Annotated in this window: 10 protein-coding genes and 1 pseudogene; 9 read left to right on the forward strand and 2 right to left on the reverse strand. The window is 61.6% G+C overall.

The features are described from left to right. Positions 1 to 99 (reverse strand): annotated as a pseudogene (locus VGH41_RS03720) (RNA polymerase sigma factor); the annotation flags it as partial. A 349-nt stretch (positions 100 to 448) separates the two neighbouring features. On the opposite strand from VGH41_RS03720, the gene VGH41_RS03725 reads away from it, so the two are divergent. The 6 genes from VGH41_RS03725 to VGH41_RS03750 all read left to right on the forward strand — a co-directional run bounded on the left by VGH41_RS03725 (position 449) and on the right by VGH41_RS03750 (position 7,527). Beyond that, positions 449 to 2,212 (forward strand): acetolactate synthase 3 catalytic subunit, encoded by a 1,764-nt coding sequence (locus VGH41_RS03725; RefSeq protein WP_331595992.1) that lies wholly within the window; start codon positions 449 to 451, stop codon positions 2,210 to 2,212. Positions 2,213 to 2,334: 122 nt separating this feature from the next. After that, positions 2,335 to 2,826, forward strand: coding sequence for an acetolactate synthase small subunit (gene ilvN, locus VGH41_RS03730; protein ID WP_007175629.1), 492 nt, complete (start codon positions 2,335 to 2,337; stop codon positions 2,824 to 2,826). A 114-nt stretch (positions 2,827 to 2,940) separates the two neighbouring features. Beyond that, the gene (gene ilvC, locus VGH41_RS03735; RefSeq protein WP_331595993.1) at positions 2,941 to 3,957 is read left to right on the forward strand and encodes a ketol-acid reductoisomerase; all 1,017 of its coding nucleotides are present in this window, start codon (positions 2,941 to 2,943) and stop codon (positions 3,955 to 3,957) included. Between the two features lie 138 nt (positions 3,958 to 4,095). After that, positions 4,096 to 4,740 (forward strand): phosphatidylserine decarboxylase, encoded by a 645-nt coding sequence (locus VGH41_RS03740; RefSeq protein ID WP_331595994.1) that lies wholly within the window; start codon positions 4,096 to 4,098, stop codon positions 4,738 to 4,740. A 23-nt stretch (positions 4,741 to 4,763) separates the two neighbouring features. Beyond that, positions 4,764 to 5,633 (forward strand): CDP-diacylglycerol--serine O-phosphatidyltransferase, encoded by an 870-nt coding sequence (pssA, locus tag VGH41_RS03745; RefSeq protein ID WP_331595995.1) that lies wholly within the window; start codon positions 4,764 to 4,766, stop codon positions 5,631 to 5,633. A 340-nt stretch (positions 5,634 to 5,973) separates the two neighbouring features. Further along, positions 5,974 to 7,527, forward strand: coding sequence for a 2-isopropylmalate synthase (locus tag VGH41_RS03750; RefSeq protein WP_331595996.1), 1,554 nt, complete (start codon positions 5,974 to 5,976; stop codon positions 7,525 to 7,527). A gap of 135 nt (positions 7,528 to 7,662) precedes the next feature. Here VGH41_RS03750 and VGH41_RS03755 read toward each other — a convergent pair whose 3' ends face one another. Further along, positions 7,663 to 8,220: a hypothetical protein gene (locus VGH41_RS03755; RefSeq protein ID WP_331595997.1), complete on the reverse strand. Its 558-nt coding sequence runs from the start codon at positions 8,218 to 8,220 to the stop codon at positions 7,663 to 7,665. 200 nt (positions 8,221 to 8,420) lie between these two features. Here VGH41_RS03755 and VGH41_RS03760 point away from each other — a divergent pair, with 200 nt between their 5' ends. The 3 genes from VGH41_RS03760 to pnp all read left to right on the forward strand — a co-directional run. Next, the gene (locus tag VGH41_RS03760; protein ID WP_331595998.1) at positions 8,421 to 9,716 is read left to right on the forward strand and encodes a branched-chain amino acid ABC transporter substrate-binding protein; all 1,296 of its coding nucleotides are present in this window, start codon (positions 8,421 to 8,423) and stop codon (positions 9,714 to 9,716) included. 187 nt (positions 9,717 to 9,903) lie between these two features. After that, positions 9,904 to 10,176, forward strand: coding sequence for a 30S ribosomal protein S15 (rpsO, locus tag VGH41_RS03765; RefSeq protein ID WP_331595999.1), 273 nt, complete (start codon positions 9,904 to 9,906; stop codon positions 10,174 to 10,176). A gap of 310 nt (positions 10,177 to 10,486) precedes the next feature. Then, the coding region (gene pnp, locus VGH41_RS03770; protein WP_331596000.1) for a polyribonucleotide nucleotidyltransferase at positions 10,487 to 12,398 on the forward strand (1,912 nt) is incomplete at its 3' end.

The following is a 12,398-nucleotide window of genomic DNA, read 5'->3' on the forward strand; positions in this document are numbered from 1 at the left end:
GAGCGAGGCGTCGTCGTCCCGCACGGCGTAGACCGTCTGCTTGAACGCGCGCCTTTCGACGCCCGCCAGAAAATCGGCGAGTTCCTTGTCTGATGCCATCCGTTGGGGGTCGGCGCAGCGAGCGTGCGCTATATCGATGAAAAATGTCGTAAAACTGGCGGATGCTAACAAACTTTCGCGCCGCTGGGGAAAAACACGAAGTGTGATCGTTACTTATGACAACTTTTTGCAAAATCTGGCAGTTGGCGCGCGCGTGACGCGGAAATATTTGCTTGACCCCACGGCGATCAGCAGATATTGTCACCGGTTCGCAACATAAGTGACTGTGTCAATTGAGGTGTGGCCCAAGAAGCTCACCTGTCAACTGGACGCGCCGCTTGAACCCGAGCCACAAGCCCGGCAGAGAGCACCCGATCAATTTTTTGCCGAAAATTCGAAAGGTGAATGAATGAATATGCCCAGCGCGGAATTCTCCACGTCGGATACGACTCCCCATCAGGAAACCGACTCTATCGGTGCCACCGTGCTCATGAAGGCACTGGCCGACGAAGACGTCGAGTTTGTCTGGGGCTATCCCGGCGGCTCGGTACTTTACATCTACGACGAGCTGTACAAGCAGGACAAATTCCAGCACGTGCTCGTGCGCCACGAACAAGCCGCAGTCCATGCCGCCGACGCCTACGCGCGTTCCACCGGCAAGGTCGGTGTGTGCCTCGTGACCTCCGGCCCCGGCGTCACCAATGCGGTGACCGGCATCGCCACCGCCTACATGGATTCGATTCCGTTGGTGGTGATCAGCGGCCAGGTGCCCACGGCCGCGATCGGCCAGGATGCGTTTCAGGAGTGCGATACGGTCGGCATCACGCGTCCTTGCGTGAAGCACAACTTCCTCGTGAAGGACGTGCGCGACCTCGCCGCCACCGTCAAGAAAGCGTTCTTCATCGCCCGTACTGGCCGGCCCGGCCCGGTGCTGATCGACATTCCGAAAGACGTGTCGAAGACGCCTTGCCAGTACGAACCGCTGAAGAGCGTCTCGCTGCGCTCGTACAACCCGGTGACGAAGGGCCATTCCGGCCAGATCCGCAAGGCAGTGTCCTTGCTGCTCTCCGCGAAACGTCCGTACATCTACACGGGCGGCGGCATCATCCTCGCGGATGCGGCACGTGAGCTCAACCAGTTCGCCGATCTGCTCGGCTATCCCGTTACGAACACGCTGATGGGACTGGGCGGCTACCGCGCGAGCGACAAGAAATTCCTCGGCATGCTCGGCATGCACGGCACGTACGAAGCCAACATGGCCATGCAGCACTGCGACGTGCTGATCGCCATCGGTGCGCGCTTCGACGACCGTGTGATCGGCGATCCGGCGCATTTCGCCTCGCGGCCGCGCAAGATCATCCATATCGACATCGATCCGTCGTCCATCTCCAAACGCGTCAAGGTCGACATTCCTATTGTCGGCGACGTCAAGGAAGTGCTGAAGGAGCTGATCGAGCAGCTGCAGACGGCCGATCACGGCCCGGATAGCGCGGCGCTCGCCGACTGGTGGAAGGACATCGAAGCCTGGCGCGCCAAAGACTGCCTGAAGTTCGACCGCAAGAGCGACATCATCAAGCCGCAATACGTGGTGGAAAAGGCGTACGAACTGACCGACGGCAATGCCTTCGTGTGTTCCGACGTCGGCCAGCACCAGATGTGGGCGGCCCAGTTCTATCGCTTCAACAAGCCGCGCCGCTGGATCAACTCCGGCGGCCTCGGCACGATGGGCTTCGGCCTGCCGGCGGCGATGGGCGTGAAGATGGCGCACCCGGACGACGACGTGCTCTGTATCACGGGCGAAGGCTCGATCCAGATGTGTATTCAGGAACTCTCGACCTGCAAGCAGTACGAGACGCCCATCAAGATCATTTCGCTGAACAACCGCTACCTGGGCATGGTGCGCCAGTGGCAGCAGATCGAATACAGCAAGCGCTATTCGCATTCGTACATGGATGCGCTGCCGGATTTCGTGAAGCTCGCCGAGGCCTATGGCCATGTGGGGATGCGCATCGAGAAGACCGCGGACGTCGAGCCGGCGCTGAAAGAAGCGCTGCGCCTGAAGAATCGCACGGTGTTTCTCGATTTCCAGACCGATCCGACCGAAAACGTCTGGCCGATGGTTCAGGCCGGCAAGGGCATCACCGAGATGCTCCTCGGGGCGGAAGATCTATAACGACGGTCAGCATTCTGGTCAATGCGGCGTTGGCTGCGTCATGCGCGCTTTCAAAAAAAGCGTAAGCGGACGAAGCGGCGCAAACCGGCTCGCATACATCACACATCTGGAAGAAGCGAAACATGAGACACATTATTTCCGTCCTGCTGGAAAACGAACCGGGCGCGCTGTCGCGCGTGGTCGGGCTGTTTTCCGCACGCGGGTACAACATTGAAACCTTGACGGTGGCCCCGACCGAAGACCGTTCGCTGTCGCGCATGACCATCGTCTCCATTGGCTCGGACGACGTGATCGAACAGATCACGAAGCATTTGAACCGCCTGATTGAGGTGGTGAAAGTGGTCGACCTTACCGAGGGCGCCCATATCGAGCGCGAGCTGATGTTGATCAAGGTGAGGGCGGTCGGCAAGGAACGTGAAGAGATGAAGCGGATGTCGGATATCTTCCGCGGCCGCATCATCGACGTCACCGAAAAGACCTATACCATCGAACTGACGGGCGCGAGCGACAAGCTCGATGCCTTCATTGAAGGGCTCGACGCCACCGCGATTCTCGAAACGGTCCGTACGGGCAGCTCGGGGATCGGTCGCGGCGAACGCATTCTGAAGGTTTGACGCCGGTTGGGTTTGTCGATCGAGGCCGGGCAGTGCCTGCACCCACCTGGCCATGCAACAGATTCGCACCACTTGAATTTCACTGATTTCACCGAATTTAGCCAAGGAACAGACATGAAAGTTTTCTACGACAAGGACGCTGACCTCTCCCTCATCAAGGGCAAGCAAGTCACCATCATCGGTTATGGCTCGCAAGGCCATGCGCACGCGCTGAACCTGAAGGAAAGCGGCGTGAACGTGACGGTCGGACTGCGCAAGGGTGGCGCATCGTGGAGCAAGGCCGAAAACGCCGGCCTCGCTGTCAAGGAAGTGGCTGAAGCTGTGAAGGGCGCGGACGTCGTCATGATGCTGCTGCCGGACGAGCAGATCGCCGAAGTCTATGCGAAGGAAGTGCACGGCAACGCCAAGGAAGGCGCGGCGCTGGCGTTCGCGCACGGCTTCAACGTGCACTACGGCCAGGTGATTCCGCGTGCCGACCTCGACGTCATCATGATCGCGCCGAAGGCGCCGGGCCACACGGTGCGCGGTACCTACACGCAAGGTGGCGGCGTGCCGCACCTGATCGCTGTCGCGCAAGACAAGTCGGGCGCCGCACGCGACATCGCGCTGTCGTATGCGGCGGCGAATGGCGGCGGCCGTGCCGGCATCATCGAAACCAACTTCCGCGAAGAAACCGAAACCGACCTGTTCGGCGAACAAGCCGTGCTGTGCGGCGGTACGGTCGACCTGATCAAGGCCGGATTCGAAACGCTGGTGGAAGCAGGCTACGCGCCGGAAATGGCGTACTTCGAGTGCCTGCACGAACTGAAGCTGATCGTCGACCTGATCTATGAAGGCGGCATCGCCAACATGAACTACTCGATCTCGAACAACGCCGAGTACGGCGAGTACGTGACGGGTCCGAAGATCGTGACGGCGGAAACGAAGAAGGCAATGAAGCAGGTCCTCACCGACATTCAAACCGGCGAGTACGCGAAGAGCTTCATCATCGAAAACCGCGCTGGCGCACCCACGCTGCAATCGCGCCGCCGTCTGACGGCCGAACACCAGATCGAAACGGTCGGTGCGAAGCTGCGCGCGATGATGCCGTGGATCGCTAAGAACAAGCTGGTCGACCAGTCGAAGAACTGAGCGGGTCCGGTCGTTCACGACTGACGCTTGCGCTACGCGCGCAGGCGTCTGTAATGCAAAAAGCCGTCCAAGGGTGCTGAACCCTGGGCGGCTTTTGCTATCCTACGGTTTTACAAAAATACAGAAGCCAATCCATCCATGAATTACCCACATCCGATCATCGCGCGCGAAGGCTGGCCATTTATCGCCATCGCGGCCGTCGTTGCGTTGTTGATCCAAGCCTTCGGCGGATTCGGCTTTGCCTGGCTGTTCTGGCTGTTGCTCATCTTCGTCGTGCAGTTCTTCCGCGATCCGGCGCGTCCCATTCCCAGCCAGGCCAATGCGGTGCTGTGTCCGGCTGACGGACGCATCGTCGCCGTCGAAACCACCCATGATCCGTATGCCAACCGTGAAGCGCTGAAAATCAGTGTGTTCATGAACGTGTTCAATGTCCACTCGCAACGCTCGCCGGTAGACGGTGCCATTTCGAAGGTCGAATACTTTCCGGGTGCTTATCTGAACGCGGCAGTCGATAAAGCTTCGCTCGAGAACGAGCGTAACGCGCTGGTGATCGAAACCGCCACGGGCCACACCGTCACCTCGGTACAGATTGCCGGCCTGATCGCCCGCCGCATTCTCTGCTACGTGCGTACCGGCGAGCCGCTCACGCGCGGTCAGCGCTACGGCTTCATCCGTTTCGGTTCGCGTGTCGACGTGTATCTGCCGGTGGGCAGCCGTCCGCGCGTGTCGATCGGCGAGAAGGTTTCGGCGTCGTCGACCATCCTTGCTGAACTCGAACTGTAAAGCGGCACAAAGGAGGTTTTCCGATGGCCGCATTCAAACGTCGACCGCGTAACAACACTGCACCGCAGCCGCGGCCGTTCCGCCGCAACAAGCCGATGGCGCAGGAGCCAGGCGCAATCGACAGCCGCCGCGCCGCGCGCCAGCAGTTCTTGCGCAAGCGCGGCATTTATCTGCTGCCCAACGCGTTTACCACGGCCGCGCTGTTCTGCGGCTTCTTTGCCGTGGTGCAGGCCATGAACGTGCGCTTCGAGGTCGCGGCGATTGCGATCTTCGTAGCCATGGTGCTGGACGGCATGGACGGTCGCGTTGCGCGTATGACGCATACGCAGAGCGCGTTCGGCGAGCAGTTCGACAGCCTGTCGGACATGGTGTCGTTCGGTGTGGCGCCGGCGCTCGTCATGTACGAGTGGGTGCTGAAGGATCTCGGCCGCTGGGGCTGGCTCGCGGCGTTCGTCTACTGCTCGGGCGCGGCGTTGCGTCTCGCGCGCTTCAACACGAACATCGGCGTGGTCGACAAGCGCTTTTTCCAGGGCATGCCGAGTCCGGCTGCAGCTGCGCTGATCGCCGGTTTCGTGTGGCTCGCCACGGACAATCGCGTGCCCGTCAAGCTGGTCTGGCTGCCGTGGGTGGCCTTCGTGCTGACCATCTACGCCGGCGTGACGATGGTGTCGAACGCGCCGTTCTATAGCGGCAAGGCGCTTGACGTACGGCATCGCGTGCCATTCGGCGTGATCTTGCTGGTGGTGGTCGCCTTCGTGCTGGTGTCGTCCGATCCGCCGTTGATGCTGTTCGGCCTGTTCGTGCTGTACGGCCTGTCCGGCTATGTGTTCTGGGGCTATCAGGTTTTGCGGGGCAGGGCGAATCCGGCCCGCTCGGTGCAGCACGACCGTTGAGCGCCAGTCGCGAGACTTGCGTTGAACCGAAAACGGCAGCCGGCAGGCTGCCGTTTTTGCTTGGCATGCACGCCGGGCGGGCGTTTCAGGGCAGGTGTCGGCCCAATTGCAGGATTTTCGGAATGCCGCTATAGTCGCTGAATGGTTACTTTCCAGTTTCCCTTCCAGTCTCTCCAAGCCGGCGCGCTGCTATGCGTGCTAGCGCTAGCGCGCCTACCGCGCTGATCGTTTTCGCCCCCCGTCTGCCTCGTTCGTTGTTTGGCGTCGCCTGCGGTGGCGCGAACACCCGAATTCCGTTTTTCGATCCCCTTATTGACCGAATCCTCCCAGGAGACCCGAGATGGCAGACAAACTGATCATTTTCGACACGACGTTGCGCGATGGCGAGCAATCGCCCGGTGCGTCGATGACGAAAGAAGAAAAAATCCGTATCGCGAAGCAGCTCGAGCGGATGAAGGTCGACGTGATCGAAGCCGGCTTTGCGGCCAGCTCGAACGGCGACTTCGACGCGATCCATACGATCGCGTCGATGATCAAGGACAGCACGGTCTGTTCGCTCGCCCGTGCCAACGACAAGGACATCCAGCGCGCCGCCGACGCGCTGAAGCCGGCGGATCATTTCCGCATCCACACGTTCATCGCGACTTCGCCGCTGCATATGGAAAAGAAGCTGCGCATGACGCCGGATCAGGTGTTCGAGCAGGCGAGGCTCGCCGTGCGGTTCGCTCGCAAGTTCACCAATGACGTGGAGTTTTCGCCGGAAGACGGCAGCCGCTCGGATATGGATTTCCTGTGCCGCGTGCTGGAAGCGGTCATCGCCGAAGGCGCGACCACCATCAACATTGCCGATACGGTCGGCTATGGTGTGCCGGAGCTGTATGGCCAGCTGGTCAAGACGTTGCGCGAGCGCATCCCGAACTCGGATAAAGCGGTGTTTTCCGTGCACTGCCACAACGACCTGGGCATGGCGGTGGCCAACTCGCTTGCCGGCGTGCAGATTGGCGGTGCGCGTCAGGTGGAATGCACGATCAACGGTCTCGGCGAGCGTGCGGGTAACACCTCGCTCGAAGAAATCGTGATGGCCGTGAAGACCCGCAAGGATTACTTCGGCCTCGATCTCGGCATCGACACGACGCAGATCGTGCCGGCCTCGAAACTGGTATCGCAGATCACCGGTTTCGTCGTGCAGCCGAACAAGGCAGTGGTGGGGGCAAACGCGTTTGCGCACGCGTCGGGCATTCACCAGGACGGCGTGCTGAAGGCGCGCGACACCTACGAAATCATGCGCGCCGAAGATGTGGGCTGGAGCGCGAACAAGATCGTGCTCGGCAAGCTGTCGGGCCGCAACGCGTTCAAACAGCGCTTGCAGGAACTCGGTATTGCGCTCGAAAGCGAAGGCGAGCTGAACGCCGCATTCGTCCGCTTCAAGGAGCTGGCCGATCGCAAGTCGGAAATCTTCGATGAGGACATTATTGCGATCGTCACCGAAGAGTCCGCCGAAGCACAGGAAAAGGAGCACTACAAGTTCCTGTCGCTCTCGCAACATTCGGAAACGGGCGAGCAGCCGCATGCGCGCATCGTGTTCTCGGTCGAAGGTCAGGAAGTGACCGGCGAGGCGCGCGGCAACGGTCCGGTGGACGCAACCCTGAACGCGATTGAAACGGAAGTCGGCAGCGGCTCGGAGTTGCTGCTGTATTCGGTGAACGCCATTACAACGGGTACCCAGGCGCAGGGCGAAGTGACGGTGCGTCTGTCGAAGAGCGGCCGCATTGTGAACGGCGTCGGCACTGATCCGGATATCGTCGCGGCTTCCGCGAAGGCTTATATTTCGGCGCTCAACAAGCTGCATTCGAATGCGGACAAGCTGAATCCGCAACGTTCGGAAGGCGTGTAAGCGTCAAGCGGGTTCGGCGGCGCGAGCCGCGCCGTCCTACGCAACATAAAGAAGGCCCTCGCCACACTACGGCGAGGGCCTTTTTGCATGGGGCGCCAGCCCATGCGCGCCGGATGGTTCAGCGCGCGTCGAGGCTCAGAAGAAGCTGCGGCGATCCGGATCGTGCAGAGGGTCCGGCGTCTTTTGCGTGGTTCGCAGCACGCCCTGGTCATCGAAATAGAAGCTGTACATCATGTACCAGACGTTGTCTTCCAGATAACGATAGGTCCAGACCTGGCGCTTCATCAGCGGGTAGTACGACGTTTCCTCCGGGCGGCCGAAGTTGACCAGCACGTCGCTGCGGGTCCACGTGCCGATCTGGGCCTTGTAGAACTCATTAGGCTGCAGGACCTGACGTACGTTGACGATCTTGCCGGAGGCGTCGATGTCGGCGGCGGTGGTGGTTTCGCCCATGGGCTGGGTGGGCCACATCAGGCGCTTGCCGCCGTTGGGCAGGTCATAGGTTTCGCGCGGTGCGCCGAGCTTCGCGATGATGGTGGATTCGTCCTCGCCCGCCTGAAACCGCTGCCACGGCTGCGCGCAGCCGGCGAGCAGCAGCGCGCCAAGGCAGGCAAGCGCGGCGTGCCGCAGATGCACGCGCCGCCGCGCCGGTTTGGCGCGCGCGGCGGACGCGGATGTGAGGCGGTTAAGCATGAATTCCTCCGGAGGCTTGGGGCGGGTCATTTTTATCATCGACACTCGATATTTTGACACGCGAACCCGCAAAAGATTTTCGGAGCGCGCAATACATTTGCGCGCATTGGCCACTCATAGAACGGTCCGACCCGCTTGCTTATTCCGCCGCGCGCGCCCTATGATCCGCGCTTCGAGCGATTCAGAGGAAGGAGCTGCACATGGCGGCAAAGTGGGGGCGTGGCGCGGCTGCGGCGCTATTGGCGATCGCGCTGGCGGCCGGGGTGACGAACCTGCGGGCAGCGGGCGAGAGCGGCGCCCAGTTGAACGGGGCGCCCATTCAGCTCGCGCTGATCGAAGGCATGTCCGGCCCGTTTGCGAACGCCGGCGCGATGGTGGAGCGCAATCTGCGCTTCGGTGTCGAGCAGGTGAATGCGCGCGGCGGCGTGAAACTGGCCGACGGCGCGCATCCGCTCGAACTGGTCGTGCTGGACAGCAAGGGCAGCACCGAAGAGGCGCTGGTGCAGCTCCGGGCGGCGGCGGATCGCCATATCGGCTATATCCTGCAGGGCAATAGCTCGGCGGTGGCGGCGGCGCTGATCGGCGCGATCGACAAGCAGAACGTCCGCGAGCCGGACAATCGCGAGGTGTTCCTCAACTATTCCGCCGACGATCCCGCCCTGACCAACGCCAGTTGCAGCTTCTGGCATTTCCGCTTCGACGCGCACGCCGGCATGCGTATGGACGCGCTGGCGGACGTGATCGAGCGCGATCAGTCGGTCAAGAAGGTGTATCTGCTGAACCAGGATTACAGCTTCGGACACGACGTAAGTACGCTGGCACGCTCTGCGCTGGCGGCGCGGCGCCCTGACATCGCGATCGTCGGCGACGAATTTCATCCGATCGGCCGGGTAAAAGACTTTGCGCCGTACATCGCGAAGATCCACGCGAGCGGCGCCAACGCGGTCGTCACAGGCAACTGGGGCAACGACCTGACCTTGCTCGTCAAGGCCGCGCGCGACCAGGGCCTCGACACGCGCTTCTATACCTTCTACGGCAATGGCCTCGGTGCGCCGGCCGCGCTTGGCGACGCGGGCGTGCAGCGGGTGCTGGCCGTGGCCGACTGGCATCCCAATGCGGGCGGTGCCGCATCGGATGCCTGGTACAAGTCGTTCCGCACCCGCTTCCCGGCCGCGCAGGACGACTACCCGGTCCTGCGCATGGAGATCATGATCGAGATGCTCGCCGCAGCCATGAACAAGGCTGGCAGCGCTCAGCCCGCGGCCGTCGCGAAGGCGCTGGAGGGCATGAAGTTCGACAACGGCTTTCATCCGTCGTGGATGCGAGCCGACGATCACCAGTTGATCCAGCCCCTTTACGTGATGGAGATGGACAAGGCAGGCACGCGAGGCGTGCGTTTCGACAACGAAGGCTCGGGCTATGGCTTTCGCACGGTGCTGGCGTTGCCGCCTGAGCGGACCGTCCCGGCCACGACGTGCCATATGAGCCGGCCTTGAAGCGCTTGCGTCGCGCGCTTCGAGCGGCGCGGGAAAGGTGCCGCTGCAGCACGGGGGGAAGCCCCGAGGCCGGCCATCACAGCGGGTTTCGCCGGGCGTTTGGGCTGTGCTACAATACGCGCCTCGTTGTAACCCACGGCACGGCCTTTCTTCCGTGACCGCCTGTTTAGTTCTTAAGGAAATCGATATGTCCGCAGTTGAAACAAGCAAGAAGTCCGAAGTCGTTGCGCAGTTTGCACGTGCCGCTAACGATACCGGCTCCCCCGAAGTTCAGGTCGCTCTGCTGACCACCCGCATCAACGAACTGACCGTCCACTTCAAGGCCCACACGAAGGACCACCACAGCCGCCGCGGTCTGCTGCGCATGGTGAGCCGCCGTCGCAAGCTGCTCGACTACCTGAAGGGTAAGGACGCGGATCGTTACCGCACGCTGATCGAGAAGCTGGGTCTGCGTAAGTAATCGGGCGCGCGGTTAGGCGCTCTCAGCAAGATGCCTGTGTCAGTTTCGCTGATGCAGGCATTTTGTTTTTGAACGGTGCGCTTCACGTGCATGTGAAGCAAACCAGTCGTTGCCCGCGGCTTGCATGCCGGTTCATGCAGTGGGTAACACATAACACGGCCGGGCTTCATGGTAGAGCTTTGTGTCATTCCAGCGGTTCGCGCATTGGCGTGGTTCTCTGGAATGGCATAACACACCTCTTCCCGTGTAGCGCTGGTCCTGGCGTTGCCGCGCCGCTTCTGGTCCGCGCGGCATAACGATGAGTGAAGGAATGACTATGTTCAATAAAATCGTCAAAGAATTTAAGTGGGGACAACATAACGTTCGCCTCGAAACCGGTGAAATCGCCCGTCAAGCTAGCGGCGCCGTGATCGTCGACGTCGAAGACACCGTTGTGCTGGCGACCGTTGTCGGCGCCAAGACGGCCAAGCCGGGCCAGGATTTCTTCCCGCTGACCGTCGATTACCTCGAAAAGACCTACGCAGCAGGCAAGATCCCCGGTGGCTTCTTCCGTCGCGAAGGCCGCCCGTCGGAAGGCGAAACGCTGATCTCGCGCCTGATCGACCGTCCGCTGCGCCCGCTGTTCCCGGAAGGCTTCTACAACGAAGTGCAGGTCGTGATTCACGTCCTGTCGCTGAACCCGGAAATCCCCGCCGACATCCCCGCGCTGATCGGCGCGTCGGCGGCACTCGCGGTGTCCGGTCTGCCGTTCAACGGCCCGGTTGGCGCTGCGCGCGTGGCCTACATTAACAACGAATACGTGCTGAACCCGACGCGTCCGCAAATGAAGGACTCGGCGCTCGATCTCGTGGTCGCCGGTACGGAACGCGCGGTGTTGATGGTGGAATCGGAAGCGCAACAACTGAGCGAAGAAGTGATGCTCGGCGCCGTGGTGTTCGGTCATGAACAGATGCAAGTCGCGATCGACGCAATCCACGAACTCGTGCGCGAAGGCGGCAAGCCTGAATGGGATTGGCAACCGGCGCCGAAGAACGAAGCGCTGATCTCGCGCGTGACGGAACTGGCGCAGGGCGATCTGCTCGCGGCCTATCAGATCCGCGACAAGCAAGCGCGTTCGACCAAGCTGAAGGAAGTCTACGCAGCCGTGTCGGCGAAGCTGGAAGAAGACGCTGCAGCAGGCGGCGCGGCGGCGGCCGACAAGGCAACCGTCGGCAACGTGCTGTTCGACATCGAAGCGAAGATCGTCCGTACCCAGATCCTCGAAGGCGAGCCGCGTATCGACGGCCGCGACACGCGTACCGTGCGGCCGATCGAAATCCGTACCGGCGTGCTGCCGCGGACCCACGGTTCGGCACTGTTCACGCGTGGCGAAACCCAGGCACTGGTGGTCGCAACGCTGGGCACGAAGGGCGACGAGCAGAACATCGACGCGCTCGAAGGCGAGTACCGCGAACGCTTCATGCTCCACTACAACATGCCGCCGTTCGCGACCGGCGAAACGGGTCGCGTCGGTTCGCCGAAGCGCCGTGAAATCGGTCACGGGCGTCTCGCCAAACGCGCGCTGGCAGCATGCCTGCCGAGCGCCGACGAATTCGGCTACTCGATCCGCGTCGTGTCGGAAATCACCGAATCGAACGGTTCGTCGTCCATGGCTTCGGTGTGCGGCGGCTGCCTCGCGCTGATGGACGCCGGTGTGCCGATGAAGGCGCACGTCGCCGGCATCGCCATGGGCTTGATCCTCGAAGGCAACAAGTTTGCCGTGCTGACCGACATCCTCGGCGACGAAGATCACCTCGGCGACATGGACTTCAAGGTGGCGGGTACGGAACAAGGCGTGACCGCGCTGCAGATGGACATCAAGATCCAGGGCATCACCAAGGAAATCATGCAGGTCGCCCTCGCGCAAGCGAAGGAAGGCCGTATGCACATCCTCGGCAAGATGACCTCGGCTGTGTCGGGTGCGAACACGCAATTGTCGGAGTTCGCACCGCGCATGATCACCATCAAGATCAATCCGGAAAAGATTCGCGACGTGATCGGCAAGGGTGGTTCGGTGATCCGCGCGCTGACGGAAGAAACCGGCACGACAATCGATATTTCGGACGACGGCATCGTCACCATCGCAAGCACGAGCAGCGAAGGGATGGCCGAAGCGAAGAAGCGTATCGAGAACATCACGCTGGAAGTCGAAGTGGGCCAGGTGTACGAAGGCACCGTGCTCA

It is taken from the genome of Paraburkholderia sp., from assembly GCF_036488795.1.
Lineage (GTDB): Bacteria > Pseudomonadota > Gammaproteobacteria > Burkholderiales > Burkholderiaceae > Paraburkholderia.

Excerpts from the sequence above, each read along its gene's own strand:
- ilvC (WP_331595993.1), top strand. The coding sequence starts at position 2,941 with ATGAAAGTTTTCTACGACAAGGACGCTGACCTCTCCCTCATCAAGGGC.
- VGH41_RS03725 (WP_331595992.1), top strand. The coding sequence starts at position 449 with ATGAATATGCCCAGCGCGGAATTCTCCACGTCGGATACGACTCCCCAT.
- VGH41_RS03760 (WP_331595998.1), top strand. The coding sequence starts at position 8,421 with ATGGCGGCAAAGTGGGGGCGTGGCGCGGCTGCGGCGCTATTGGCGATC.
- VGH41_RS03750 (WP_331595996.1), top strand. The coding sequence starts at position 5,974 with ATGGCAGACAAACTGATCATTTTCGACACGACGTTGCGCGATGGCGAG.
- rpsO (WP_331595999.1), top strand. The coding sequence starts at position 9,904 with ATGTCCGCAGTTGAAACAAGCAAGAAGTCCGAAGTCGTTGCGCAGTTT.
- VGH41_RS03740 (WP_331595994.1), top strand. The coding sequence starts at position 4,096 with ATGAATTACCCACATCCGATCATCGCGCGCGAAGGCTGGCCATTTATC.
- pssA (WP_331595995.1), top strand. The coding sequence starts at position 4,764 with ATGGCCGCATTCAAACGTCGACCGCGTAACAACACTGCACCGCAGCCG.
- VGH41_RS03755 (WP_331595997.1), bottom strand. The coding sequence starts at position 8,220 with ATGCTTAACCGCCTCACATCCGCGTCCGCCGCGCGCGCCAAACCGGCG.
- ilvN (WP_007175629.1), top strand. The coding sequence starts at position 2,335 with ATGAGACACATTATTTCCGTCCTGCTGGAAAACGAACCGGGCGCGCTG.